At 42.3% G+C, this 24,922-nt stretch carries 24 protein-coding genes; 19 read left to right on the top strand and 5 right to left on the bottom strand.

Annotated features, from left to right (window positions below; all coding sequences use genetic code 11):
* The first annotated feature begins 127 nt into the window (after nucleotides 1–127).
* The 10 genes from HMPREF0850_RS05900 (at nucleotide 128) to yidD (ending at nucleotide 6,297) form a co-directional block, all read left to right on the top strand.
* On the top strand, nucleotides 128–376 hold the full coding sequence (locus HMPREF0850_RS05900) for a YneF family protein (RefSeq protein WP_000364987.1): 249 nt from the start codon (nucleotides 128–130) through the stop codon (nucleotides 374–376).
* 205 nt (nucleotides 377–581) lie between these two features.
* Nucleotides 582–1,376 (top strand): glutamate racemase, encoded by a 795-nt coding sequence (racE, locus tag HMPREF0850_RS05905; protein WP_000370380.1) that lies wholly within the window; start codon nucleotides 582–584, stop codon nucleotides 1,374–1,376.
* A complete protein-coding gene (locus tag HMPREF0850_RS05910; RefSeq protein WP_000182435.1) occupies nucleotides 1,373–2,344 on the top strand; it encodes a nucleoside-triphosphate diphosphatase in 972 nt (323 codons plus the stop codon). Before racE ends, HMPREF0850_RS05910 begins: the two co-directional genes overlap by 4 nt.
* Nucleotides 2,320–2,841 carry a metallophosphoesterase gene (locus tag HMPREF0850_RS05915; RefSeq protein ID WP_001118945.1) on the top strand — a complete coding sequence of 174 codons (522 nt, stop codon included), beginning with the start codon at nucleotides 2,320–2,322 and terminating at the stop codon, nucleotides 2,839–2,841. Before HMPREF0850_RS05910 ends, HMPREF0850_RS05915 begins: the two co-directional genes overlap by 25 nt.
* A complete protein-coding gene (cbpB, locus tag HMPREF0850_RS05920) occupies nucleotides 2,838–3,299 on the top strand; it encodes a cyclic-di-AMP-binding protein CbpB (RefSeq protein ID WP_000560696.1) in 462 nt (153 codons plus the stop codon). Before HMPREF0850_RS05915 ends, cbpB begins: the two co-directional genes overlap by 4 nt.
* Nucleotides 3,296–4,030 carry a site-specific tyrosine recombinase XerD gene (gene xerD / locus HMPREF0850_RS05925; protein WP_282185519.1) on the top strand — a complete coding sequence of 245 codons (735 nt, stop codon included), beginning with the start codon at nucleotides 3,296–3,298 and terminating at the stop codon, nucleotides 4,028–4,030. Before cbpB ends, xerD begins: the two co-directional genes overlap by 4 nt.
* Nucleotides 4,030–4,758: a segregation/condensation protein A gene (locus HMPREF0850_RS05930; protein WP_000351918.1), complete on the top strand. Its 729-nt coding sequence runs from the start codon at nucleotides 4,030–4,032 to the stop codon at nucleotides 4,756–4,758. Before xerD ends, HMPREF0850_RS05930 begins: the two co-directional genes overlap by 1 nt.
* Before the next feature lie 18 nt (nucleotides 4,759–4,776).
* Nucleotides 4,777–5,346: an SMC-Scp complex subunit ScpB gene (gene scpB, locus HMPREF0850_RS05935; RefSeq protein ID WP_000105287.1), complete on the top strand. Its 570-nt coding sequence runs from the start codon at nucleotides 4,777–4,779 to the stop codon at nucleotides 5,344–5,346.
* Nucleotides 5,333–6,055 carry a pseudouridine synthase gene (locus HMPREF0850_RS05940; protein WP_001222228.1) on the top strand — a complete coding sequence of 241 codons (723 nt, stop codon included), beginning with the start codon at nucleotides 5,333–5,335 and terminating at the stop codon, nucleotides 6,053–6,055. The genes scpB and HMPREF0850_RS05940 overlap by 14 nt, the downstream gene beginning before the upstream one ends.
* A complete protein-coding gene (gene yidD / locus HMPREF0850_RS05945; protein WP_000821634.1) occupies nucleotides 6,055–6,297 on the top strand; it encodes a membrane protein insertion efficiency factor YidD in 243 nt (80 codons plus the stop codon). The genes HMPREF0850_RS05940 and yidD overlap by 1 nt, the downstream gene beginning before the upstream one ends.
* Nucleotides 6,298–6,329: 32 nt before the next feature.
* On the opposite strand, the gene HMPREF0850_RS05950 is transcribed toward yidD, so the two are convergent.
* From HMPREF0850_RS05950 to HMPREF0850_RS05965, 4 genes are all read right to left on the bottom strand, one after another.
* Nucleotides 6,330–7,295: a siderophore ABC transporter substrate-binding protein gene (locus HMPREF0850_RS05950; protein WP_000858293.1), complete on the bottom strand. Its 966-nt coding sequence runs from the start codon at nucleotides 7,293–7,295 to the stop codon at nucleotides 6,330–6,332.
* Nucleotides 7,296–7,393: 98 nt separating this feature from the next.
* Nucleotides 7,394–8,146: an iron ABC transporter ATP-binding protein gene (locus HMPREF0850_RS05955; RefSeq protein ID WP_000764510.1), complete on the bottom strand. Its 753-nt coding sequence runs from the start codon at nucleotides 8,144–8,146 to the stop codon at nucleotides 7,394–7,396.
* Entirely contained in the window at nucleotides 8,143–9,099 is a 957-nt protein-coding gene (locus tag HMPREF0850_RS05960) for an iron chelate uptake ABC transporter family permease subunit (RefSeq protein ID WP_001190922.1), read from the bottom strand. The genes HMPREF0850_RS05955 and HMPREF0850_RS05960 overlap by 4 nt, the downstream gene beginning before the upstream one ends.
* Nucleotides 9,089–10,048: an ABC transporter permease gene (locus HMPREF0850_RS05965; protein WP_000777212.1), complete on the bottom strand. Its 960-nt coding sequence runs from the start codon at nucleotides 10,046–10,048 to the stop codon at nucleotides 9,089–9,091. Before HMPREF0850_RS05965 ends, HMPREF0850_RS05960 begins: the two co-directional genes overlap by 11 nt.
* Nucleotides 10,049–10,277: 229 nt before the next feature.
* On the opposite strand from HMPREF0850_RS05965, the gene pepA reads away from it, so the two are divergent.
* The 3 genes from pepA (at nucleotide 10,278) to tnpA (ending at nucleotide 12,301) form a co-directional block, all read left to right on the top strand.
* Nucleotides 10,278–11,342: a glutamyl aminopeptidase gene (pepA, locus tag HMPREF0850_RS05970; RefSeq protein WP_000209165.1), complete on the top strand. Its 1,065-nt coding sequence runs from the start codon at nucleotides 10,278–10,280 to the stop codon at nucleotides 11,340–11,342.
* A gap of 20 nt (nucleotides 11,343–11,362) precedes the next feature.
* Complete coding sequence (locus HMPREF0850_RS05975) at nucleotides 11,363–11,659, top strand: bacteriocin immunity protein (RefSeq protein ID WP_000840142.1); 297 nt, start codon at nucleotides 11,363–11,365, stop codon at nucleotides 11,657–11,659.
* A gap of 216 nt (nucleotides 11,660–11,875) precedes the next feature.
* The gene (gene tnpA, locus HMPREF0850_RS05980; protein WP_009013877.1) at nucleotides 11,876–12,301 is read left to right on the top strand and encodes an IS200/IS605 family transposase; all 426 of its coding nucleotides are present in this window, start codon (nucleotides 11,876–11,878) and stop codon (nucleotides 12,299–12,301) included.
* A 203-nt stretch (nucleotides 12,302–12,504) separates the two neighbouring features.
* Here tnpA and HMPREF0850_RS05985 read toward each other — a convergent pair whose 3' ends face one another.
* Nucleotides 12,505–14,136 (bottom strand): Na/Pi cotransporter family protein, encoded by a 1,632-nt coding sequence (locus HMPREF0850_RS05985; RefSeq protein ID WP_000026663.1) that lies wholly within the window; start codon nucleotides 14,134–14,136, stop codon nucleotides 12,505–12,507.
* A 332-nt stretch (nucleotides 14,137–14,468) separates the two neighbouring features.
* Between HMPREF0850_RS05985 and HMPREF0850_RS05990 the strand changes: the two genes are divergently transcribed.
* From HMPREF0850_RS05990 to glnA, 6 genes are all read left to right on the top strand, one after another.
* Nucleotides 14,469–19,250: an endo-beta-N-acetylglucosaminidase gene (locus HMPREF0850_RS05990; protein ID WP_000792777.1), complete on the top strand. Its 4,782-nt coding sequence runs from the start codon at nucleotides 14,469–14,471 to the stop codon at nucleotides 19,248–19,250.
* A 575-nt stretch (nucleotides 19,251–19,825) separates the two neighbouring features.
* A complete protein-coding gene (locus HMPREF0850_RS05995; RefSeq protein ID WP_000667455.1) occupies nucleotides 19,826–20,692 on the top strand; it encodes a hypothetical protein in 867 nt (288 codons plus the stop codon).
* 498 nt (nucleotides 20,693–21,190) lie between these two features.
* The gene (locus HMPREF0850_RS06000; protein WP_001096778.1) at nucleotides 21,191–22,390 is read left to right on the top strand and encodes a phosphoglycerate kinase; all 1,200 of its coding nucleotides are present in this window, start codon (nucleotides 21,191–21,193) and stop codon (nucleotides 22,388–22,390) included.
* A 137-nt stretch (nucleotides 22,391–22,527) separates the two neighbouring features.
* Nucleotides 22,528–23,055, top strand: coding sequence for an FUSC family protein (locus HMPREF0850_RS06005; RefSeq protein WP_000540313.1), 528 nt, complete (start codon nucleotides 22,528–22,530; stop codon nucleotides 23,053–23,055).
* Between the two features lie 76 nt (nucleotides 23,056–23,131).
* The gene (gene glnR, locus HMPREF0850_RS06010) at nucleotides 23,132–23,488 is read left to right on the top strand and encodes a transcriptional repressor GlnR (RefSeq protein ID WP_000664331.1); all 357 of its coding nucleotides are present in this window, start codon (nucleotides 23,132–23,134) and stop codon (nucleotides 23,486–23,488) included.
* A gap of 36 nt (nucleotides 23,489–23,524) precedes the next feature.
* A complete protein-coding gene (glnA, locus tag HMPREF0850_RS06015; RefSeq protein WP_001122882.1) occupies nucleotides 23,525–24,871 on the top strand; it encodes a type I glutamate--ammonia ligase in 1,347 nt (448 codons plus the stop codon).
* The last annotated feature ends 51 nt before the right edge of the window (nucleotides 24,872–24,922 follow it).

The following is a 24,922-nucleotide window of genomic DNA, read 5'->3' on the forward strand; positions in this document are numbered from 1 at the left end:
GTTCATTCTGATTGTAAGACTAGCTTAGAATTAGTTTCCCTCCTCCCTGAAAGCGTAAAACAAACTAGTCAGAAAAGTCACTTTGTGGTATAATATAGAGGACTCAAAAAGAAACAGGAGAAAAAGAATGGACTTACTTTTAGCAATTGTCTTGATTGTGCTAGCTTTTCTAGGAGGAGCTCTTGGAGGGATGTACTTGGTTCGTAAGCAAATCGAAAAAGAATTTGCGGACAACCCACGTTTGAACGCTGAGGCAGTTCGTGCTCTCTTGAGTGCAAATGGTCAAAAACCAAGCGAAGCCAAGGTACAACAAGTTTACCACCAAATCATCCGCCAACAAAAAGCAGCCCTCGCTAACAATAAAAAGAAAAAATAAATAAGGAAAAGTCTGGGATGAAAGTTCCAGACTTCTCACTATGTTCAATAGTTCTCAAGGATAAGACTTTTTCCTTGCATTCTATTGATATTTGATTATGATTAAGAGAGAGGCAGTTGCCATTCTATCAAGCTGTCTATCCGTTCATTTAGGACGAGTAATTATGATGAACTATCAATCAGAAAAAGACTAGAAAGAAGACTGTATGGATAATCGACCAATTGGTTTTTTGGATTCGGGTGTCGGGGGCTTGACCGTTGTACGTGAGCTCATGCGCCAGCTTCCCCATGAAGAAATCGTCTATATTGGAGATTCGGCACGGGCGCCCTATGGTCCCCGTCCTGCTGAGCAAATCCGTGAATATACTTGGCAGTTGGTCAACTTTCTCTTGACCAAGGATGTCAAGATGATTGTCATTGCTTGTAATACTGCGACTGCGGTCGTCTGGGAAGAAATCAAGGCCCAACTAGATATTCCTGTCCTAGGTGTGATTTTGCCAGGAGCTTCGGCAGCCATCAAGTCTAGTCAAGGTGGGAAAATCGGGGTCATTGGAACACCCATGACGGTCCAATCAGACATCTATCGTCAGAAAATCCATGATCTGGATCCGGACTTACAGGTGGAGAGTTTGGCCTGTCCCAAGTTTGCCCCTTTGGTGGAGTCTGGTGCCCTGTCAACCAGTGTAACCAAGAAAGTCGTTTATGAAACCCTGCGTCCCTTGGTTGGAAAGGTGGATAGCCTGATTCTGGGTTGTACCCACTATCCGCTCCTTCGCCCCATCATCCAAAATGTCATGGGCCCCAAAGTTCAGCTCATCGATAGTGGGGCAGAGTGTGTACGGGATATCTCGGTTTTGCTTAACTATTTTGAAATCAATCGTAGCCGAGATGCGGGACCTCTTCAACATCGTTTTTACACAACAGCTAATAGCCAAAGCTTTGCTCAAATTGGTGAAGAATGGCTGGAAAAAGAGATTCATGTGGAGCATGTAACATTATGACAAACAAAATTTATGAATACAAGGACGACCAGGACTGGTATGTTGGTGTCTGGGATGTCTATGGAGGCATCTATAGCCTCATCAAAGATCCTCTCGAGCTTGATTTTATGGATTTGGCGCGGATTTTTCGTGATGAGGAAAATGGCTTTCCGATTACGATAACGGTGATGCGCTGGTCTTCTAACTTTCGTCTGCTCTCCTTTATCGTTGAGATTTTAAATGCCGAAGCAGGTCGCAATCTAGAAGTCATCCAACGTCAGCGAGCTCTGCTCTTGGTTGAAAATGGGCAACTCCTGCATGTAGAATTGCCTAAAGAAGGAGTCGATGTAGAAGCCTTCTTTGAAACTAGCAGGGTCAGAGAAACTCTGCTCATTGCGACTCGTAACGAGGGCAAGACCAAGGAATTCCGAGCTATTTTTGACAAGTTAGGCTACGATGTGGAAAATCTCAATGACTATCCAGATTTGCCTGAAGTAGCTGAAACAGGTATGACCTTTGAAGAAAATGCCCGCCTCAAGGCAGAAACCATTTCACAGTTAACAGGCAAGATGGTTTTGGCAGATGATTCTGGTCTCAAAGTAGATGTCCTCGGTGGCTTGCCAGGTGTCTGGTCAGCCCGTTTTGCTGGTGTGGGAGCAACTGACCGTGAAAACAATGCCAAACTCTTGCACGAATTGGCCATGGTCTTTGACCTCAAGGACCGTTCGGCTCAATTCCACACAACCCTAGTCGTAGCTAGTCCAAACAAGGAAAGCTTGGTGGTTGAAGCTGACTGGCCAGGTTATATTAACTTTGAACCCAAGGGGGAGAATGGTTTTGGTTATGATCCGCTCTTCCTTGTGGGAGAGACAGGTAAGTCAGCAGCTGAATTAACCCTTGAAGAAAAAAATAGCCAATCTCACCGCGCCTTAGCCGTTAAGAAACTTTTGGAGGTATTTCCATCATGGCAAAGCAAACCATCATTGTAATGAGTGATTCCCATGGCGATAGCTTGATTGTGGAAGAAATTCGTGATCGCTATCTGGGGAAAGTCGATGCCATTTTTCACGATGGTGACTCTGAACTCCGTCCAGACTCTCCGCTCTGGGAAGGCATCCATGTCGTCAAAGGCAACATGGACTTTTATGCTGGTTATCCAGAACGTTTGGTGACTCGACTTGGTCCGACCAAAATCATCCAGACCCATGGACACTTGTTTGATATCAATTTCAACTTTCAAAAGTTGGACTACTGGGCTCAGGAAGAAGATGCCGATATCTGTCTCTACGGTCACTTGCATGTACCAAATGCTTGGATGGAAGGCAAAACGCTCTTTCTCAATCCAGGCTCCATCAGCCAACCACGAGGAACCATCAGAGAATGTCTCTATGCCCGTGTGGAGATTGATGACAGCTATTTTAAAGTAGACTTTTTGACACGTGATCATGAGGTTTATCCAGGCTTGTCCAAGGAGTTTGCTCGATGATTGCCAAGGAATTTGAAGCATTTTTACTGGAGCAGGAAGAGACTTTTCTTACCCCCGCTGAGAATCTAGCAGCCTTGATTGATACCCATAATGCTGATCATGCGATTTTAGTGTTGAGCCAAATCACCTATACCCGTATCCCTGTTGTGACCTTTGACAAACGCTTTGTTGGAACCATTGGGCTGAGAGACATTTTGGCTTATCAGATGGAGCAAGGTTTGACGGATGAGCAGATGGCAACGACAGACATCGTCAATATGACCAAGACAGATGTGGCAGTCGTCGCTCCAGACTATAACATCACTGAAGTCCTCCATAAACTGGTGGATGAACCCTTCTTGCCAGTGGTAGATGATGAAGGAATTTTCCAAGGAATCATCACGCGCAAGTCCATCCTCAAGGCCGTTAATGCTCTCTTACATGACTTTAGTAAGGAATATGAGATTCGATGCAAATGAGAGATAGGATTTCAGCCTTTTTAGAGAAAAAGCAGGGCTTGTCTACCAATTCAAAGCAGTCTTACAGGTATGATCTGGAGCAATTTTTAGATATGGTAGGGGAGCGGATCTCTGAGACCAGTCTCAAGATTTACCAAGCCCAGCTAGCCAATCTAAAAATCAGCGCCCAGAAGCGAAAACTTTCGGCCTGTAATCAATTTCTCTACTTTCTCTATCAAAAAGGAGAAGTGGACAGCTTTTACCGTCTGGAATTAGCCAAACAAGCTGAAAAGCAGACTGAAAAGCCAGAACTGTTAGACCTAGAGTCTTTTTGGCAGGAAAGTAATTATCCAGAGGGACGCTTGCTGGCGCTTCTTATCTTGGAAATAGGACTCTTGCCAAGCGAGATTTTAGCTCTTAAAGTTGCAGATATCAATCTGGATTTTCAGGTGTTGCGAATTAACAAGGCTTCCCAACAGAGGATTGTCACCATACCCACGACCTTGATTCCAGAGCTAGAACCCTTGATGGGGCAGACCTATCTCTTTGAAAGGGGAGGGAAAGCCTATTCTCGTCAGTGGGCCTTTCGTCAGCTGGAGTCCTTTGTCAAGGAGAAAGGTTTTCCAGCCTTATCCGCTCAAGCCTTGCGGGAACAGTTCATTCTAAGACAAATAGAAAACAAGGTCGATTTGTACGAAATTGCAAAAAAACTAGGATTAAAAACAGTCCTGACCTTAGAAAAATATAGATAATGGATATTAAATTAAAAGATTTTGAAGGGCCCCTGGACCTGCTCTTGCACCTGGTTTCTAAGTACCAGATGGATATCTACGATGTGCCCATTACGGAAGTTATCGAACAGTATCTAGCCTATGTCTCAACCTTGCAGGTCATGCGTCTGGAAGTGACGGGCGAGTATATGGTCATGGCTAGTCAGCTGATGCTGATCAAGAGTCGCAAGCTTCTTCCAAAGGTAGCAGAAGTGACAGATTTGGAGGATGATCTGGAGCAGGACCTTCTCTCCCAAATCGAAGAATACCGCAAGTTCAAGCTCTTGGGTGAGCACTTGGAGGCTAAGCACCGAGATCGGGCCCAGTACTATTCCAAAGCGCCGACAGAGTTGATTTACGAGGATGCGGAGCTTGTGCATGACAAGACGACCATTGACCTCTTTTTGGCTTTTTCAAATATTCTAGCCAAGAAAAAAGAGGAATTCGCTCAGAATCACACGACCATCTTGCGGGATGAGTATAAGATTGAGGATATGATGGTCATCGTAAAAGAGTCCTTGGCTGGACGAGACCAGTTGCGCTTGCAGGATTTGTTCAAGGAAGCCCAGAATGTCCAAGAGGTCATTACCCTCTTTTTGGCAACCCTAGAGTTAATCAAAACCCAAGAACTGATCCTTGTTCAAGAGGAGAGTTTCGGAGATATCTATCTCATGGAAAAGAAGGAAGAAAGTCAAGAGGCACAAAGCTAGACTTGATAGAGAGGAAAGATGAGTACTTTAGCAGAAATAGAAGCGCTCTTGTTTGTAGCAGGTGAAGATGGAATTCGAGTCCGTCAGTTGGCTGAACTCCTATCGCTTCCCCCGACAGGCATCCAGCAGAGTTTAGAAAAATTAGCCCAAAAGTATGAAAAAGACCAAGAGTCGAGCTTGTCCCTGATTGAGACAGGGGGCGCTTACAGATTGGTGACCAAACCCCAATTTGCAGCGATTTTAAAGGAATACTCCAAAGCTCCCATCAACCAGAGTCTGTCTCGGGCAGCCCTTGAGACCTTGTCTATCATTGCCTACAAGCAACCCATCACACGGATAGAAATTGATGCTATCCGTGGGGTCAACTCGAGTGGGGCCTTGGCAAAGTTGCAGGCTTTTGACCTAATCAAGGAAGACGGAAAAAAAGAAGTGTTGGGTCGCCCCAACCTCTATGTAACTACGGATTATTTCTTAGATTACATGGGGATAAACCATTTAGAAGAATTGCCAGTGATTGATGAGCTTGAGATTCAAGCCCAAGAAAGCCAATTATTTGGTGAAAGGATAGAAGAAGATGAGAATCAATAAATATATTGCCCACGCAGGTGTGGCCAGTAGGAGAAAAGCAGAAGAGTTGATCAAGCAAGGCTTGGTGACGGTCAACGGCCAAGTGGTGCGTGAACTAGCAACGACCATCAAGTCAGGCGACAAGGTCGAAGTGGAAGGCCAACCAATCTACAACGAAGAAAAGGTCTACTATCTGCTTAACAAACCACGTGGAGTGATTTCCAGTGTGACAGATGACAAGGGCCGCAAGACGGTTGTTGACCTCTTGCCCAATGTCAAAGAACGCATCTACCCTGTGGGACGTTTGGACTGGGATACATCAGGTGTTTTGATTTTGACCAATGATGGTGATTTTACAGACGAGATGATTCACCCCCGTAATGAGATTGACAAGGTCTATGTCGCGCGTGTTAAAGGTGTGGCTAATAAGGACAATCTCCGTCCCTTGACCCGTGGACTCGAGATTGATGGCAAGAAAACCAAGCCAGCTGTATATGAGATTCTCAAAGTGGATCCAGTAAAAAATCGCTCAGTAGTGCAGTTGACTATCCATGAAGGACGCAACCATCAGGTTAAAAAGATGTTTGAAGCCGTCGGTCTTCAAGTGGATAAGTTGTCTCGGACACGTTTTGGACACTTAGACTTGACAGGTCTTCGTCCAGGAGAATCCCGTCGCCTTAATAAAAAAGAAATCAGCCAACTACACACTATGGCTGTAACCAAGAAATAATGAAACGAATCTTAATAGCACCAGTACGCTTTTACCAACGTTTTATCTCGCCAGCCTTTCCACCCTCTTGTCGTTTTGAGCCGACTTGTTCCAACTACATGATCCAGGCTATTGAAAAACATAGCTTTAAGGGTGTTTTGATGGGCTTGGCTCGAATTTTCCGTTGTCACCCCTGGTCGAAAACAGGTAAAGATCCTGTGCCAGACCACTTTTCCCTCAAACGAAATCAAGAAGAAAAATAAGCCCAACATCATTTGCTGTTGGGTTTTCTTGTTTATTTCAAAGCTTTTTGAGCGTCTTCAATCATAAGTTTAGTTGATTCAAGACCGCCTCCGCTTAGATACCAGAGGTCTGGTGTTAGTTGGATGATTTTACCATTTTTAGCAGCAGGAGTTTCAGCGATGAGGGCATTTTCTAGGACGCCGTCGTTGCTTGAGTTGTCACCGCCGATGGCAAGGGTACGGTTGATGACAAAGAGGATGTCAGGATTGATTTCTTTGACACTTTCAAAGCTGACTTCCTGTCCGTGGCGAGAGTCTTCAAATTGAGTGTCTGTTGGCTTGAATTTCAAGGTTTGGTACAAGAAAGAGAAACGAGATTGGGCACCAAAGGCAGCCATTTTTCCTTCATTGAGGAGGATAGCAAGGGCTTTTTTGTCAGAACTTTCGTTTTTAGTTGCGACTTCTTGGATGCTCTTGTCTAGATTAGCTAATTCTTCCTTGGCTTTCTGTGTACCAGTTTCGCCAAAGGCAGCAGCTAATGATTGGATGTTGGTTTTAGTTGAAGTCCAGTAGTCTTCTTTTCCTGTTTCAAAGAGGACGGTTGGCGCGATTTCTTTGAACTTGTCTACGAATTTTTGGGTACGTGGAGAAGCAATGATCAAATCCGGTTCAAGAGTAGCGATGGCTTCTAGGTCTGGCTCAACCATAGAACCAACATTTTTAACTTTTTCAGCTAGGCTTTTGAGATAGGTTGGAACAGTTTTTGTAGGCATTCCGACGATATTCTTTTCAAAACCTAAAGCGCGAATAGTATCCGCAGCACCGAGGTCAAAGGTCACAATCTTTTCAGGAACCTTTGAAAGTTTGACCTCATCTAGTGAACTTTTAATAGTCACTTCTGTTGGAGCAGAGCTACTTGTCTCTGTCTGCTTCGTAGTTTTAGTTGTACTACATGCACCAAGTAGGAGCAAGAAGCTAGTCACTAGGGCAGTGAGATAGAGTTTAAGGGATGTTTTCATAATTTCTCCTTTTTAAAATGTGATAACGATGTAGGGAGGCTCTTAGATAGGCTTGTTAGCTAAGAGACAGAGGGTTCTCTAACATGAGTTCAAAATAGCTAGCTATAGATACAGATCTTTTTGCCATTGATATCAGCCAGCGTGATGGGAATCTCATAAAGTTGACTGAGCAGGTCAGCCTGCATGATTTGAGCAGTCGTTCCCTTGCAAAAGACTTGACCGTCTTTAAAGGCAACGATTTCATCCGCATACTGGCTAGCCATGTTGATATCGTGGAGGACGATGATAATGGTTTTGCCAAGTTCCTCCACCAGTCGCCGAAGGATCTGCATCATGCTGACACTTTGCTTAATATCGAGATTATTGAGCGGTTCGTCCAGCAAGATAAAGTCCGTATCCTGAGCCAGTACCATAGCGATAAAGACACGTTGGAGCTGTCCACCAGACAGGCTATCGATGTAGCGGTCTTTTAAGTTGGTCAGTTCCAAATAGTCCAGAGTTTCTCGGATTTTTTCCCAGTCTTCTGCTCTCAGACGTCCTCGGCTGTAGGGAAAACGTCCAAAACTGACCAGTTCTTCTACAGTCAATTTGGCTTGGTAATTGATCTTCTGCTTTAGGATAGTGAGCTCTTTGGCCAGTTCTTGCGAATTCCAACTCTCGATTTCACGGCCTTTGATACTGAGGATTCCTTGATCCTTCTTGGTCAGTCTGCTCATAATGGAGAGGAGAGTTGATTTTCCAGCACCATTTGGACCAATGAAGGCTGTCAGTTTCTGAGGACTGACTTCAAGCGAAATGTCTTGCAAAATATCCTGTTTTTGAATGGATTTGTCAATGCTTTCCAGTTTCACCGACGTGCCCTCCTGTAAAGTAAGATAAAGAATAAGATACCTCCAACACTCTCGATAATCATGCTGATGCGAATTTCTAGTGCAAAGACTCGTTCGATCAGGGCTTGCCCCAAGGTCAAACTAATAAATCCAATCAGAATGGCTACGATAAAGAGCAACTTGTGTCGATAATCTTTGACAATCAGGTAAGTGAGATTGGCCAGCATAAAGCCGAAGAAGGCCATAGGCCCTACCAAGGCAGTCGCTGTTGAGGTCAAAAGCACGATGCCCCAGAGGAGTTCTCTCTGTTCTTTTTCAACATCGAGTCCCAGTATCTGAGCCGTTTCTCTTTGCAGGTGCAAGACATCCAGAATGACTGCTTTTCGAAAGAAAAAGATTGTCAAAGCGAGGATGATCAAAGAACCGACGGCTAGGATGGAAGTGTTGAGATGTTGAAAGGAGGCAAAGAGACTGTTCTGCAGTTTATCGTATTCATTTGGATCCATCAGGACTTGGAGGAAGGTACTGATATTTCGAAAGAGACTTCCGAGAGCTAGACAGATTAGCAGAATGAAGACCAGATCTTGCTTCATCAGCGTCTTCAAGTAGCCTTGTAAGGCGAGAAAGAAGAGGGATTGAAGCAGAAGCAAGACTAGAAATTCTAAGACAGGAGACTTCCCAAGCTGAAGAAATTTGCTTTCAAATATCAGTAGTAGGGTCTGCAGCAGGACATAGAAGGATTCGATACCCAAAATACTTGGCGTCAGAAAGCGATTTTCCGTCAGGGTTTGAAAACTAATGGTCGAAATCCCTGTCGCGATGGCTACCAAGAGATAAACGATGATTTTCTGGGAACGCAGCTTCCAGGCAAAGGCAGACAGGTTAGTGATAGGCCAAAAGTAGAGGATACAAGCTCCGATGGCCAGAATAATGAGAAGCCAGAAGAGCTTGGTATGTTTGCTTTTAGACTGCATCCTTTTGTCCCCCTCTCCATAGAAGCAGGATAAAGACGAGGCTGCCGATGATTCCTAGTAGGAGACTGACAGATAGCTCGTAGGGATGAATCAGAACTCGGGATAGGATATCGCAGACCAGAACCAGATTGGCGCCGACCAGTGCGACGATCAGTTTGGTTTGACTTAGATTATCTCCATAGCGCTTGCGAACAAGATTGGGAACGATGACCCCGAGAAAGGGCAAGCCACCCACGGTAATCATGGTGACACTTGTCGTTAGCGCCACCAGAAAGAGGGCTAGCTTTTCAAGTAGGGAGTAGGAAATCCCCAAACTCTCGCTGGTTTCTTTTCCTAGATTCATGATGGTAAAGGTTTGGGACAATTTCCAAACGGCAATTAGGATAAGTAGGCTTAAGAAGAGCCACTCATACTGATGGGTCTGAATCATGTAGAAGGAACCCTGGGTCCAAGCCGTCATACTCTGAACCAGATTGAAACGATAGGCGATAACTTCTGTGATAGAACCGATAATCCCGCTATAAATGATCCCAATCAGAGGCAACATCCACCTTTCCTTTATAGAAAAAAGAGTCATAAAGGAAAGGAAGAAGAGGGTAAATAAAATGGATGAGCCAAAAGCAAAGAGCATCTTTTGGGTCAGACTCGCAGACGGAAAGACAAAGAGGCTTAACACCATTCCCAGTTTAGCGGCTTCTGTCGTTCCGACTGTACTCGGAGCAGCAAACTGATTTTGAGTAATGGTCTGCATGAGGAGTCCTGCCATGCTCATACTGGAGGCTGCAAGGAGAATGCTAATGGTTCTTGGAAGACGCGACTCTTGAAAGAGAAGCCAAGTCTGTTGGTCAAAAGCAAAGAATTTTTCCCAAGAAAAATCACTGGTTCCAATACTAATGGAGAGAAAGACCAGGAGTAGAAGTAAGCCTGTTAAAATATGAGAGAGTTTCATACCCCATCCTTTCATGTAGATTTGGTATAAAAATACCCTTGGAGATAATGTAACACGATTTTTTAATCTGTCAATAAATTTTCTGACAATTTAATGTAAAAATAGGAAATTCCTGAAATAATATCTGCCCCTCTATTTTATAGGATAAACTAGTAAAAACCAATCTACCTTCCCACTATCCTTCTCCTATAAAAAGTGGTAAAATGGAGGACAGAAAGAAGGAACTGATATGACAACATTATTTTCAAAAATCAAAGAAGTAACAGAACTTGCTGCGATCTCAGGTCATGAAGCGCCTGTCCGTGCTTATCTTCGTGAAAAGTTGACACCGCATGTGGATGAAGTGGTGACAGATGGCTTGGGTGGTATTTTCGGAATTAAACATTCAGAAGCTGCGGATGCACCACGCGTCTTAGTCGCTTCTCACATGGATGAAGTTGGTTTTATGGTCAGCGAGATTAAGCCAGATGGTACTTTCCGTGTCGTTGAAATCGGTGGCTGGAACCCTATGGTGGTCAGCAGCCAACGCTTTAAACTCTTTACTCGCGACGGTCGTGAAATCCCAGTGATTTCAGGATCTGTCCCTCCACATTTGACACGTGGAACAGGTGGGCCAACTATGCCAGCTATTTCAGATATCATTTTTGATGGTGGGTTTGCAGACAAGGCTGAAGCAGAAAGTTTTGGCATCCGTCCGGGTGACACCATTGTCCCTGATAGTTCCGCTATCTTGACAGCCAATGAAAAAAATATCATCTCAAAAGCTTGGGATAATCGCTACGGTGTTCTCATGGTAAGCGAGCTAGCTGAAGCTTTATCAGGTCAAAAGCTCGGAAATGAACTCTATCTTGGCTCAAACGTCCAAGAAGAAGTTGGACTTCGTGGGGCTCATACTTCTACAACTAAGTTTGACCCAGAAGTTTTTCTGGCAGTTGACTGTTCACCTGCTGGTGATGTTTATGGTGGCCAAGGCAAGATTGGGGATGGAACATTGATTCGCTTCTACGATCCAGGCCACTTGCTCCTCCCAGGTATGAAGGATTTCCTTTTGACAACGGCTGAAGAAGCTGGTATTAAGTACCAATACTACTGTGGAAAAGGTGGAACAGACGCTGGAGCAGCTCATCTGAAAAATGGTGGTGTCCCATCTACAACTATCGGTGTTTGTGCCCGTTATATCCATTCTCACCAAACTCTCTACGCGATGGATGACTTCTTAGAAGCCCAAGCTTTCTTACAAGCCTTGGTGAAAAAATTAGATCGTTCAACGGTTGATTTGATTAAAAATTATTAAACATAAGGGAGGTGGTCAGGATGGCAGAACCAAACCTAGAAAGCCTTATAAAAGATCTCTATAACCATGCTCGTCAGGGCTTGAGTGAAGATTTAGTTGCTGCTCTCCTAGAGACTGCTAAAAAACTACCTACTACAAATGAGCAATTACTAGCAGTCCGACTTTCAGGACTGGTCACCCGTGAATTGCTCACCAATCCTAAACACCCAGCACCTGAATTGATCAATTTGGCTCGCTTTATCAAAAGAGAAGAAGCCAAGTACAGAGGCACTGCAGTTTCTGCTATTATGTTTGGAGAGCTCTTTAAAATGCTTTGATTCCATTGTGAATCAAAGCGTTTTTTTATTATGTGACTTTTAGTCCGTCTCGCTCCGTAAGGTGCGAGACAAATAAACCACCCGCTATGCTGGTGCGCGTCGAAGGTTATACCAAAAAACTCCAAACGCGATACAATAAAGGAGTTCAAGCCAATTGTAAAGCGAAAGGAGAAAAATACGGCACAAAAGGCACATAGTTTATCACACACAAAGTGGATGTGTAAATATCACATTGTGTTCTGCCCTAAGTATAGACGAAAAGTCATTTATAATCAATATCGAAGTAGTTTGGGAGAAATATTCCACCGATTATGTAGTTATAAAGGTGTTGAGATCATCGAAGGTCACTTAATGCCTGATCATGTACATATGTTAGTCAGTATTCCACCGAGGATAAGTGTTTCAAGTTTCATGGGGTATTTAAAAGGTAAAAGTGCACTCATGATGTTTGATAAACACGCTAATCTCAAGTACAAGTTTGGAAATCGGCATTTCTGGGCAGAAGGTTATTATGTGAGTACAGTGGGACTTAATGAAGCCACAATTAAGAAATATATTCAAGAGCAGGAAAAGCATGATATATCATTGGATAAATTAAGTGTAAAAGAATATGAGGATCCCTTTAGGGATAGTGGTAAGTAATGCGAACACCTCTTTGAGAGGTTTGTGAAGAGTCAAGAGCAATGAGGCTTGAACAACGTGAAAGCCAGCGTCTTTAGGCGCTGGCTGGTAATTTGGGCTTATAGCCCTGGTGCAAACCACCCGTTAGACGGGTGGTTATGATTAACGAAGTTATTGATGAGGAGAAGAAAAAAGTCACCCCATTCAGGATAGCTTTTTGGTTATTAGATTTGTTCAGTGATGACCTTTTCAGCTAGGTTCATAGCGTGGTCAGATACACGAGTGTAGTGGGAAATGATGTCGATAAAGTTGACTCCAGCTTGTGTAGAACACTCACCCTTGTTAAGGCGTTTGATGTGGGTCTTTCTGAGAACGCGTTCCATATTGTTGATTTCTTTATGACGTTCAATCAGACTCTGAGCTTTTTCAATATCATTGTTTTCCACACTATCAAGGGCATCCTTGATAAATGCAGTTGTTGCTTGATAAATCTCAGCTAATTCCTCTAAAGCAGCATCAGAAAATTGAACATTCTTACGTTGGAGGTAGTCTGTTAGGTTGAGCAAGCCTTCTGCGTGGTCCCCAATCCGTTCCAAATCACGAGATGAATCAAGGATGTTAGTCAAGACTTCACTTTCCTTTTGACTCAAGGATTCGCTTGAGAGTCTGATGAGGTAACGAGTGAGTTTTTCATCGATGGTATTGATGGCTTCCTCTGTCTTGTGTCCTTTTTCAGCTACCTTTTCATCCAAACCGATGATATAGGTATAAGAAAGGTCAAAAGCTTTGGCTGCATAGTTCCCCAAGTGCAAGAGTTCTTTTTTGGCATTTCCTAGAGCTATAGAAGGAGATTGCTGGATAAGTTGCTCGTCGAGATAAAGGGGCTCGTACTTGACAACCTCGTCTTCACCAGGGATGAGCTTGGTTACAAAGTAGGCCAAGGCTCCGATGAATGGAAATTGTACAATGGTGTTACTTACGTTAAAGGCACCGTGCGAGAAGGCGATGGTCATCTCAGGTGAGAGGTGAAGGAGTGCCTGGAAGTACTCGATCATAGCAGTAAAGGGGCCTAATAAGATTAAGCAAAGAATAGTCCCTAAAACGTTAAAGGTAACGTGGGTTGCCGCAACGCGCTTTGCAGAGACATTGGCTCCAGCTGCCGCAATGATAACTGTTAGGGTTGTCCCGATATTATCTCCGAAAAGAACTGGTAGTGAACCTTTAAGGTCAAGGAACCCACCTGCATAGAGACCTTGCAAAATCCCGATAGTTGCAGAAGATGCCTGGATGAGGACGGTAATCACTGCACCAGCTACCACTCCTAAAATAGGATTTTGTCCCAAGGTTACCATATATTCCTTGAATTGTGGTAAATCTTTAAGTGGACTCATCCCGGCACTGATGAGGTTGAGAGCGTAGAAGATTCCCCCTACACCAAACAGGATGCGCCCGATATTGTTTGCTGTTCTGTTTTTTGTGAAGAAGAGGAACATGGTTCCAAGGAAAATCAAGGGTAAAGCATACTCGCCTAGTTTGAAACCGATGATAAAGGAAGTAACAGTGGTTCCGATGTTGGCTCCCATGATAATTCCGATAGCCTGTCTAAGAGTGAGAAGACTAGCGCTGACCAGTCCGACCGTGATAACTGTAACCCCCGTACTTGACTGAATCAGGGCAGTCACGACGATTCCGACTAGAACGCCTAAAAAGGGATTGCTAGTGTACTTGTCAATGTAAAAACGAAGGCGATCTCCAGCAGCTTGTTGCAAACCGTCTCCCATGGTCTTGATACTGTATAAAAATAGTCCTAGACCTCCTAAAAAGTGAAATAAAATTTCCTGCCAATTAATGGACATTTCTTTTTCCTCCGAAAAATAATAACGGAATTTCTCCTATTCTATTTTAAAGGATAAAAGTAAATCTCACAAGTGTTTAGCTGAAATTTTCATAAGAAACAAGAACTTTCTTTCAAAATGAGAGATAGATTCCCTTTAAGATAGATGATTTATAGGATTGTGTCCAAATTTTACTGATTATTATCCTAGTTATAGTTTTTATGTTAAATAGATTGACATCGCTTTCATATAGGATAAAATGAAGATGATTCTGTTCTGGTAGTGTGCACTGAGAACAGTTACTTTTTATCAAAAAGTAAAGCGCTTACTTTATATTTTATTAGGAGGATAAGATGAAAAATCTATTTTTTGAAAAACGTTGCCGTTACAGTATTCGTAAGCTGTCAATCGGGGCTTGTTCCTTGATGATTGGTTCAGCTCTATTTGTGAGTCCAGCTCTTGCCGAACAAGTCGCAGTCCCTGAAACAGCTGCAAATACGAGCGCTCAAGCGACAAGTACTAGTGAGACAACTAATCCAGATACTGCAGCTCTCGAAAAACAATTAGAGGAAACTGAAAACAAAGTAGCTGAGCAACCAATTTCAGAAAACACTCCAGCAATAACGGATCTGGTTAATGAAAAAGAAGAAGCGAAGCCAGCTCTGACAGATAAAACTGAAAAACCTGCTCAACCAACTGAAAAAGAAGAAGTCAAACCAGCGGAAGCTCCTCAAGTGACTGAGAAGAAAGCCGACAAACCGACTCTAGCAGACGTTCCTAAAAATGAAGAAAAGAGTCTCCGACCAAAAGAAATCAAATTTGATACTTGGGAGGATTTGTTGAAATGGGAACCGGGTGCGCGTGAGGATGATCCCATTAACCGTTCATCAGTTGAACTCGCCAAGCGCCATAGAGGCCAGTTGGTTAATGAAAAAGCAAGCAGAAGAGCCAAGGTTCAAGCTCTAGCAAATACCAACTCAAAAGCTAAAGACCACGCTTCTGTCGGTGGTGAGGAATTCAAGGCCTACGCTTTTGATTACTGGCAATACTTGGATTCAATGGTCTTCTGGGAAGGTCTAGTTCCAACTCCAGATGTCATTGATGCCGGTCACCGCAACGGAGTTCCCGTTTATGGAACACTCTTTTTCAACTGGTCAAATAGCATTGCCGACCAAGAGAAATTTGCAGCTGCCTTGAAACAAGATGCAGATGGCACCTTCCCTATCGCACGGAAACTTGTCGATCTTGCTAAGTACTATGGCTTTGATGGATATTTCATTAATCAGGAAACAACGGGGGAATTGGTAGCACCTCTTGGTGAAAAAATGCGCCAATTCATGCTCTATACAAAAGAATATGCAGCTAAGGTCAACCACCCAATCAAGTATGCTTGGTACGATGCCATGACCTACAAATATGGTCGTTACCACGAAGATGGTCTAGGTGATTACAACTACCAGTTCATGCAAAAAGAAGGAGACAAAGTCCCTGCAGATCAATTTTTTGCCAATTTCAACTGGAACAAGGAAAAGAATGACCACTCCGTAGAGATGGCAAAATGGCTAGAACGTAGCCAGTATGATGTCTTTGCAGGCTTGGAATTGCAACAAGGTGGCTCTTATAAGACCAAAGTCAAATGGGATGCCCTCTTAGATGAAAAAGGCAAGTTGCGTTTGTCACTTGGACTTTTTGCACCAGATACGATTACCAGTCTAGGAAAAACAGGCGAAGACTACCACAAGAACGAAGATATCTTCTTCACAGGCTACCAAGGAGATCCAACGGCTCAAAAACCAGCTGACAAAGAGTGGTATGGGATTGCCAATTTAGTTGCTGACCGCACACCAGCAGTTGGCCGAACCTTCACGACCTCTTTTAATACAGGCCATGGTAGAAAGTGGTTTGTAGACGGTAAAGTTTCTAAGGATTCTGAGTGGAACTACCGTTCGGTTTCAGGTGTCTTGCCAACATGGCGCTGGTGGCAGACTTCAACGGGGGAAAAACTTCGTGCAGAATATGACTTTACAGATGCCTATAATGGAGGTAACTCCCTTAAATTCTCAGGTGATGTAGCTGGTAAGACGGACCAGGATGTGAATTTGTATTCTACCAAACTAGAAGTAACTGAAAACACCAAACTTCGGGTTGCCCACAAGGGAGGAAAAGGCTCTAAAGTTTATATGGCCTTCTCTACGACTCCAGACTACAAATTTGAGGATGCAGCTGCATGGAAAGAACTGACTCTCTCTGATGACTGGAAGAATGAAGAATTTGACCTTAGCTCACTAGCTGGAAAAACCATCTATGCAGTCAAACTCTTCTTCGAGCATGAAGGTTCTGTAAAAGATTACCAGTTCAACCTAGGACAATTAACTATCTCGGACAATCACCAAGCGCCACAAGCACCTACAGGTCTCTCAGTAGTGAAACAATCTCTTAAGAATGCTCAAGAAGCTGAAGCAGTTGTTCAATTTACGGGTAACCAAGATGCAGATTTCTATGAAGTCTATGAAAAAGACGGTGACAACTGGCGTTTGTTGACGGGTTCATCTGCTTCAACCATCTACTTGCCAAAAGTTAGCCGTTCTGCTAATGCGACTGGTACGACTCAGGAATTGAAAGTCGTTGCAGTTGGTAAAAATGGACTCCGTTCTGAGGCTGCAACTGCGTCATTCAACTGGGGCATGACTGTTCAGGATACAACTCTCCCAAGACCTTTGGCTGAAAATATTGTTCCAGGGGCAACGGTTATTGGTAGCACTTTCCCGAATACTGAAGGCGGGGAAGGCATCGAAGGCATGTTGAATGGTACGATTACAAGTCTGTCAGACAAGTGGTCTTCAGCTCAGTTGAGCGGTAGTGTGGATATTCGTTTGACCAAGTCACGTACCGTTGTTAGATGGGTCATGGATCATGCGGGAGCTGGTGGTGAGTCTGTCAACGATGGTTTGATGAACACCAAGGACTTTGATCTTTACTACAAGGATACAGATGGTGAGTGGAAACTAGCTAAGGAAGTCCGTGGCAACAAAGCACACGTGACAGATATCACTCTTGACAAACCAATCACTGCCCAAGACTGGCGCCTAAAAGTTATCACTTCAGATAATGGGACACCTTGGAAGGCCATTCGTATCTACAACTGGAAGATGTACGAAACCTTGGACACAGAAAGTCAAAATATTCCAATGGCTAAGGTAGCTGCCCGTTCACTTGGAAACCACCAAGTTCAACTTGGTTTCTCTGATGTTCCAGCGGGTGCAACTATCACCGTTTACGACAAGGCAGATTCACAAACACCAATTGCAACCTTGAAGTCTGAAACTGGAGGCGACTTGGCAACAGCACCATTGGGCTTTGACAAGCAACCAACTCTCCTCTACTATCGTACCCAACTACCTGGCAAAGAAATCAGTAACACCTTGGCTGTAGCGATTCCGCAGGATGAGAGAAAAATTGCTGCAGTTAGCCTTGAAAAAGGACCTAAGAAGATAGTTTACAAAGAGGGAGAAAAACTTGACCTCAGAGGCGGAACCCTCCGTGTTCAGTACGAAGGGGGACAAGCCGATGAGCTGATTAACCTTACTCACTCAGGTGTGACTGTTTCTGGATACGACGCTCATCAAAAAGGGGAACAAAAGCTCACAGTCAGCTACCTTGGACTTTCGGTTACTGGTGACTTAAAAGTACAAGTGACTGGTCAAGATGAAGGAAAACCAAAGGAAGTAGCAGGTTTGTACATTACTAAGAAACCAAAAACAGACTATCTAGTAGGAGAGCAACTGGATCTCTCTGAAGGTCGCTTCGGTGTTCTCTATGATGATGAGACAGAAGAAAGCCATGCCTTTACGGACCAAGGTGTTGAAATCACGGGCTATGATGCTCAGAAGACTGGACGCCAGACCTTGACCTTGCATTACAAGGGACATACTGCTGAGTTCAATGTCTTGGTTTCTCCAAAAGCAGCTGTCAACGACGAGTACCTCAAACAAGAAATTACTGCTGCCCAAGGCCGTCAGTCAACCCTTGCCTACACCTTCTCAAGCGAGGACAAACAAGCAGCACTAGTAGAGAAGCTCAATGCAGCGAAAGCTGTAGCAGAAAACCATAATGCTAGCCAAGAAGAAGTCAATCGGGCTTTGAATGAGTTGAAACAAGCAGGGACAGCCTTGGATGGAAATCAACGTTATCAAACTGCTAGAGAAGAATTGGAAGGCTTGCTCGAATCTGTCCGTGAAAAAGATTCTCAAGCTGAATTGATTGCCCAAGCTGAAGCTTTATTATCTTCACAAACACCAACTCCACAAGCTTTTGCGGACATGAAAGAAAAGCTGAATAAGAAACTAGCTCCTGCAGAAGAAAGTCACCACGTTGGTAGCATGGATCCAAATGAAGTGACGCCAACTGTTGAAGCCCTCCCTGAACTAGTTGTTGAAACTGAAACAACAGCCTTTGAACGTCAAGAACGACCAAATGCAAGCCTTCTAAAAGGACAACGTCAACTTGTCCAAAAAGGAGAAGAAGGGCAAATTCGTCGTCTAGTAGAAGTAGATGCCCAAGGCAAACGCACCCTTCGTTCGACTGAAGTCCTGAAAGAAGCTCTTCCAGAAATTGTTGAAATTGGAACAAAAGTTCTGTCAAGTAACCAACCAGCTGAGGGTGTGAGAGATTTAGTTCACGAAAAACCAACTCTTGAAATTGAAGAGGAGACAGTTGCCTTTGAGCGTCAAGAACGTGAAAAACCAGCCCTTCTTAAAGGTCAACGCCAGCTAGTTCAAGCAGGTGTGGAGGGTCAAGCTCGTCAATTGGTAGAAGTAGATGCCCAAGGCAATCGCACTCTTCGCTCAACAGAAGTTCTCAAAGAAGCTATCCCAGAAATCACAGAAGTTGGAACAAAAGAAGTGGCGCCAAGACCAGATAAACCTCATGATGCTACCCTCTCTAAAGAGCAAAAGGGACTTCCAGCTACACCAAGTACAAATGCTCCAACTGCAGAAGTGCCTATCAAAGGTGAAGCAACAAGCAAACAACTGCCAAATACAGGAGTAGAAACAGATGCTAGTCTAGTAGCGCTGGGACTTCTCGGAGTGATGGGTAGCTATGGACTTGTAGCTTTGAAAAAGAGAGAAGATTAAGAATAGATAGTATTTCTTAAGCTGAGATTAGAAAGAAATCGTTTCAAGAAGCAACAGCTAAAAAATAGTTGTTGCTTTTTGCATCCTTTCATCCCAATGTTTTCTGAATTTAGACTGAATAGCTTGTAAGCCATCATAAAGTGTTTTTTAGTAACATAACCTCCAAATTTAGTCCGGTCATATTTCTGGACTTTAATCAGTTTATTTGATACCATGAAATTTCAGTAAAATTGTGCACTTAATTTTACAAATTGGGAATTGAAATATTTTTGGCTTTTACTTATATCTAAATTATAAATAAAAGGTACGTATTTCAGGAACTATTAAGAAACTAACAAAAATTTATATTAGAACTGTTTTTATATAATATATGGCATGCGCTAAAATAAATTACCCAAAAAGATTTGTTTGCTTTACTTATTTTATTCTTGTAATTAATTGTTGAAAATGCTAGAATATGTATAAGCATCTGGGGTAATAGGTAACCCATGGGCATTTAACTGTTCATTTATTGAATCTTAAAGCCTGGAATCCGAGTTCGAGTCTCGGGATGCTTATAGAAAGTCGTAATCAATATGAAGTTCGAATCAATAAATTATAAAAAGTACAAAAAAAATCATGGTAGAGAAAATCAGTTTTTTATCACTGCTTACGTTGGGATAAGTTTAATTAAGTCAACTGATGACAAGCCAGAAGATTTGAGTACGTCGTGGAATCCAAAAAGCATCGATAGTACTAAAATAGAATCGAAATTTTTTATTCAGAAATCGTCATTAGTTTATTCTATTTCGGCATTTGAAGCCTATTTATCTGATTTTATATTAGATCAAGTTCTACCACTTCAGAGTGAGCCTGTTAGTAATTTGAGTGAAGTGTATTCTGGTAAGTCTTTGTTTAGGAAAATTGAGGTTTTAATTGAACACTTTCCTGACCTTAAAAATAAAGAGTATTTTCTCTTTATTGTGTCAATATTTTGGCGAAATAAATTAATTCATAATTCTAAGGAATCATTATCTGGTGCTTTGAAAGGTGAATTGAGGAAATATAGTCAAGATTTCCTAACCTCATACTGTAATTTGGATATTGAAAAGTTAATAAATCATTATGAAGCTCATGATGTTCCAACTTTCAAAGAGACTTTATCAATGATGACAAATTTAAGGAATTTTGCTTCAAAAATCGATGAATTTTTCACATCAAATTTATCTATCGACAAATATATAGCTCATAATATTACTAAGTTAATTAATATTGGAAAGATCAAGAAATTTGATTTAAGTTCGAATCGTGATAATAAAACTAGATTTTGGACAAATATTTTTGAAATCCACTTGAGATTAAATGTTAATGATGATGTAAAACGATTAGATATTTGGAATGATTTGATGCTAGCTGAAAATAGAGAAAAAGTAGAGCATATTTTAGGAAATATATTAAACTGAAAAAGGGGTGTAAATTACCTCTTTTTCAGTTTATGGAACCTGGATAAAAAAATATTATTTCTTTTAGTTTTTATTAACCTTGAAAACAAGAAGATAGAATTGAAAGGATCTGATCTTTTTAAATTAAGGAGAGATAGTAAGAAATGGGAGAATAAGGAATGATGTATTTAAGAAAATTTAAACGAAACGACTCTTTAAAAGTTCAAGAAAGTAGTCTGAAAATGAATTAGATGCTAGTCTTTTGTATGGCTAAAACAATATTTTTTAAATTAGATACTAGGTTTGATTAAGTAAATTTTACAATTCTAAATATTACCATAGTCTCTACTTTTTCTACTATTTTTAGGAATAGAAATAAAGCTTGTTAAAATAAAGTCTATAGATAGGTGAAGCAATTTTTACAGAAATAAAGAACTCGAAAAGTTTAGGCTTTTTCTATCTCTTTTGCTGATTTTGTGATATAATTAACACGTATAAAAAAAGAAGGAGTCATATCTAATGGCAAAATTGACTGTTAAAGACGTTGAATTGAAAGGGAAAAAAGTTCTCGTTCGTGTTGACTTCAACGTACCTGTAAAAGATGGCGTGATTACCAACGACAACCGTATCACTGCAGCTCTTCCAACTATCAAGTACATCCTTGAACAAGGTGGACGTGCTATCCTCTTCTCTCACCTTGGCCGTGTAAAAGAAGAAGCAGACAAGGCTGGTAAATCACTTGCTCCTGTAGCTGCTGATTTGGCTGCTAAATTGGGTCAAGACGTTGCTTTCCTTCCAGGAGTCACTCGTGGTGCTGAATTGGAAGCAGCAATCAACGCTCTTGAAGATGGACAAGTTCTCTTGGTTGAAAACACTCGTTACGAAGATGTTGACGGCAAGAAAGAATCTAAAAACGACCCTGAACTTGGTAAATACTGGGCATCACTTGGAGATGGTATCTTCGTAAACGATGCATTTGGTACAGCACACCGTGCACACGCATCAAACGTTGGTATCTCAGCAAACGTTGAAAAAGCAGTTGCTGGTTTCCTTCTTGAAAACGAAATTGCCTACATCCAAGAAGCAGTTGAAGCTCCAGAACGTCCATTCGTGGCTATCCTTGGTGGTTCAAAAGTTTCAGACAAGATCGGTGTTATCGAAAACTTGCTTGAAAAAGCTGATAAAGTCCTTATCGGTGGTGGTATGACTTACACATTCTACAAAGCACAGGGTATCGAAATCGGTAACTCACTTGTAGAAGAAGACAAATTGGATGTTGCCAAAGCTCTTCTTGAAAAAGCAAACGGCAAATTGATCTTGCCAGTTGACTCAAAAGAAGCAAACGCATTTGCTGACTACACTGAAGTAAAAGATACTGAAGGTGAAGCAGTAGACCCAGGCTTCCTTGGTTTGGATATCGGTCCTAAATCTATCGCTAAATTTGACGAAGCTTTGACTGGTGCCAAAACAGTTGTATGGAATGGACCAATGGGTGTATTTGAAAACCCTGACTTCCAAGCTGGTACAATCGGTGTCATGGACGCTATCGTGAAACAACCAGGCGTGAAATCAATCATCGGTGGTGGTGACTCAGCTGCCGCAGCTATCAACCTTGGTCGTGCAGACAAGTTCTCATGGATCTCTACTGGTGGTGGAGCATCAATGGAACTTCTTGAAGGTAAAGTATTGCCAGGATTGGCTGCACTTACAGAAAAATAAGCTTTCGTAAATGAAATGATGAAAAGAGGAACTTTGTTTCCTCTTTTTCTTGTAGCTTGAATTAAAAACGTTTCCGATTGATTTTGGCTCATAAAATCAACTAATTTATGATAAAATGGAAATAGAAAGTTGAGATTATGGGTTATTTTAAAAAATATAAATTTGATAAGTCACAGTTCAAGCTTGGTCTACGAACCTTTAAAACCGGAATTGCTGTTTTTCTAGTTCTCTTGATTTTTGGTTTTTTTGGTTGGAAGGGACTTCAAATTGGGGCTTTGACAGCAGTCTTTAGTTTGAGAGAGAGTTTTGATAAGAGTGTTCATTTTGGAACATCACGCATTCTAGGAAACAGTATCGGAGGTTTCTACGCCCTTGTTTTCTTCCTCTTAAACACTCTATTTCAAGAAGCCTTTTGGGTGACCTTGCTGGTTGTTCCAATATGTACCATGTTAACCATTATGACAAATGTTGCTATGAACAACAAGGCAGGAGTTATCGGTGGTGTAGCGGCTATGTTGATCATTACCCTATCAATACCAAGCGGAGAAACATTTTTGTACGTGTTTGCGCGTGTATTTGAAACTTTTATGGGTGTTTTTGTGGCCATACTCGTAAATTATGATATTGATCGTTTCAGAAATCTTTTGGAGAAAAAAAGAAAATAATGTTACATTTTATGACATTATCAATTGACGTATGTGTTTTTTTAGACTATAATAGACAGAAAGAAGGAAATTGTAAATGAAGGAAAGAGAATTTCGCCGAAATATGGCTGTTTTTCCTATTGGCAGTGTTATGAAATTAACCGATCTCTCGGCGCGTCAGATTCGTTATTATGAGGATCAAGAGTTGATAAAGCCTGATCGAAACGAAGGGAACCGTCGCATGTATTCTTTGAATGACATGGATCGTTTGCTTGAAATCAAAGATTATATCTCTGAAGGTTTCAATATTGCTGCTATTAAGAAAAAATATGCTGAACGTGAGGCGAAATCCAAGAAAGCAGTGAGCCCAACGGAGGTGCGTCGTGCGCTTCATAATGAGCTCCTCCAACAGGGACGCTTTGCTTCAGCACAGTCGCCTTTTGGTCGCGGTTAGGCAATCGCAAGTAGTCATACATTAAGGAGAAAACTCATGCCAATCACAGCTGCAGATATTCGTCGTGAAGTCAAGGAAAAAAATGTTACCTTTATCCGTCTCATGTTTTCAGATATCCTGGGAACTATGAAAAACGTCGAAATTCCTGCTACAGATGAACAGTTAGACAAGGTCTTGTCAAACAAAGCTATGTTTGATGGATCTTCTATTGAAGGTTTTGTACGTATCAATGAGTCAGATATGTACTTGTACCCAGACTTGGATACATGGACAGTCTTCCCTTGGGGAGATGAAAATGGAAGTGTTGCAGGTTTGATCTGTGATGTCTATACAACAGAAGGTGAACCATTTGCAGGTGACCCTCGTGGTAATCTCAAACGTGCACTTCGTCACATGGAAGAAGTAGGATTCAAATCCTTCAACCTTGGTCCAGAACCAGAATTCTTCCTATTTAAGCTAGATGAAAATGGCGATCCAACTCTTGAGGTAAATGACAAGGGTGGTTACTTCGACTTGGCCCCTACTGACCTTGCAGACAATACGCGTCGTGAAATTGTTAATGTCTTGACCAAAATGGGATTTGAAGTAGAAGCGAGTCACCACGAGGTTGCGGTTGGACAACATGAAATTGACTTCAAGTATGATGAAGTCCTCCGTGCCTGTGACAAGATTCAAATCTTTAAGCTCGTTGTAAAAAGCATTGCTCGTAAACACGGTCTTTACGCAACCTTTATGGCAAAACCAAAATTTGGTATCGCTGGATCAGGTATGCACTGCAATATGTCCTTGTTTGATGCAGAAGGAAATAATGCCTTCTTTGATCCAAATGATCCGAAAGGAATGCAGTTGTCAGAAACGGCCTACCATTTCCTTGGTGGTCTGATCAAGCATGCCTATAACTATACTGCCATCATGAACCCAACGGTTAACTCATACAAACGTTTGGTTCCAGGTTATGAAGCGCCTGTTTATATTGCCTGGGCTGGTCGTAACCGTTCGCCACTTGTGCGCGTACCTGCTTCACGTGGTATGGGAACCCGTCTTGAGTTGCGCTCAGTGGATCCAATGGCAAACCCATACATCGCGATGGCAGTTCTTTTGGAAGTTGGTTTGCATGGTATTGAAAATAAAATCGAAGCGCCAGCTCCTATCGAAGAAAACATTTACATCATGACAGCTGAAGAGCGTAAGGAAGCTGGAATCACAGACCTTCCATCAACGCTTCACAACGCTTTGAAAGCTTTGACTGAGGACGAAGTAGTTAAGGCTGCCCTCGGAGATCACATCTACACTAGTTTCCTTGAAGCTAAGCGTATCGAGTGGGCTAGCTATGCAACCTTTGTGTCACAATGGGAAGTTGATAACTATTTAGACCTTTACTAATATAGAAGAAAGATTGCCTGAGGGCGGTCTTTTTTCTTGTATTTTATATCG

It is taken from the genome of Streptococcus sp. M143 (assembly GCF_000162495.1).
In the GTDB taxonomy this organism is placed as follows: domain Bacteria; phylum Bacillota; class Bacilli; order Lactobacillales; family Streptococcaceae; genus Streptococcus; species Streptococcus dentisani.

What these genes read in the sequence shown, in the direction of transcription:
- HMPREF0850_RS05900 (WP_000364987.1), top strand. Translation starts at nt 128, where the DNA reads ATGGACTTACTTTTAGCAATTGTCTTGATTGTGCTAGCTTTTCTAGGA.
- racE (WP_000370380.1), top strand. Translation starts at nt 582, where the DNA reads ATGGATAATCGACCAATTGGTTTTTTGGATTCGGGTGTCGGGGGCTTG.
- HMPREF0850_RS05910 (WP_000182435.1), top strand. Translation starts at nt 1,373, where the DNA reads ATGACAAACAAAATTTATGAATACAAGGACGACCAGGACTGGTATGTT.
- HMPREF0850_RS05915 (WP_001118945.1), top strand. Translation starts at nt 2,320, where the DNA reads ATGGCAAAGCAAACCATCATTGTAATGAGTGATTCCCATGGCGATAGC.
- cbpB (WP_000560696.1), top strand. Translation starts at nt 2,838, where the DNA reads ATGATTGCCAAGGAATTTGAAGCATTTTTACTGGAGCAGGAAGAGACT.
- xerD (WP_282185519.1), top strand. Translation starts at nt 3,296, where the DNA reads ATGAGAGATAGGATTTCAGCCTTTTTAGAGAAAAAGCAGGGCTTGTCT.
- HMPREF0850_RS05930 (WP_000351918.1), top strand. Translation starts at nt 4,030, where the DNA reads ATGGATATTAAATTAAAAGATTTTGAAGGGCCCCTGGACCTGCTCTTG.
- scpB (WP_000105287.1), top strand. Translation starts at nt 4,777, where the DNA reads ATGAGTACTTTAGCAGAAATAGAAGCGCTCTTGTTTGTAGCAGGTGAA.
- HMPREF0850_RS05940 (WP_001222228.1), top strand. Translation starts at nt 5,333, where the DNA reads ATGAGAATCAATAAATATATTGCCCACGCAGGTGTGGCCAGTAGGAGA.
- yidD (WP_000821634.1), top strand. Translation starts at nt 6,055, where the DNA reads ATGAAACGAATCTTAATAGCACCAGTACGCTTTTACCAACGTTTTATC.
- HMPREF0850_RS05950 (WP_000858293.1), bottom strand. Translation starts at nt 7,295, where the DNA reads ATGAAAACATCCCTTAAACTCTATCTCACTGCCCTAGTGACTAGCTTC.
- HMPREF0850_RS05960 (WP_001190922.1), bottom strand. Translation starts at nt 9,099, where the DNA reads ATGCAGTCTAAAAGCAAACATACCAAGCTCTTCTGGCTTCTCATTATT.
- HMPREF0850_RS05965 (WP_000777212.1), bottom strand. Translation starts at nt 10,048, where the DNA reads ATGAAACTCTCTCATATTTTAACAGGCTTACTTCTACTCCTGGTCTTT.
- pepA (WP_000209165.1), top strand. Translation starts at nt 10,278, where the DNA reads ATGACAACATTATTTTCAAAAATCAAAGAAGTAACAGAACTTGCTGCG.
- HMPREF0850_RS05975 (WP_000840142.1), top strand. Translation starts at nt 11,363, where the DNA reads ATGGCAGAACCAAACCTAGAAAGCCTTATAAAAGATCTCTATAACCAT.
- tnpA (WP_009013877.1), top strand. Translation starts at nt 11,876, where the DNA reads ATGTGTAAATATCACATTGTGTTCTGCCCTAAGTATAGACGAAAAGTC.
- HMPREF0850_RS05985 (WP_000026663.1), bottom strand. Translation starts at nt 14,136, where the DNA reads ATGTCCATTAATTGGCAGGAAATTTTATTTCACTTTTTAGGAGGTCTA.
- HMPREF0850_RS05990 (WP_000792777.1), top strand. Translation starts at nt 14,469, where the DNA reads ATGAAAAATCTATTTTTTGAAAAACGTTGCCGTTACAGTATTCGTAAG.
- HMPREF0850_RS05995 (WP_000667455.1), top strand. Translation starts at nt 19,826, where the DNA reads ATGAAGTTCGAATCAATAAATTATAAAAAGTACAAAAAAAATCATGGT.
- HMPREF0850_RS06000 (WP_001096778.1), top strand. Translation starts at nt 21,191, where the DNA reads ATGGCAAAATTGACTGTTAAAGACGTTGAATTGAAAGGGAAAAAAGTT.
- HMPREF0850_RS06005 (WP_000540313.1), top strand. Translation starts at nt 22,528, where the DNA reads ATGGGTTATTTTAAAAAATATAAATTTGATAAGTCACAGTTCAAGCTT.
- glnR (WP_000664331.1), top strand. Translation starts at nt 23,132, where the DNA reads ATGAAGGAAAGAGAATTTCGCCGAAATATGGCTGTTTTTCCTATTGGC.
- glnA (WP_001122882.1), top strand. Translation starts at nt 23,525, where the DNA reads ATGCCAATCACAGCTGCAGATATTCGTCGTGAAGTCAAGGAAAAAAAT.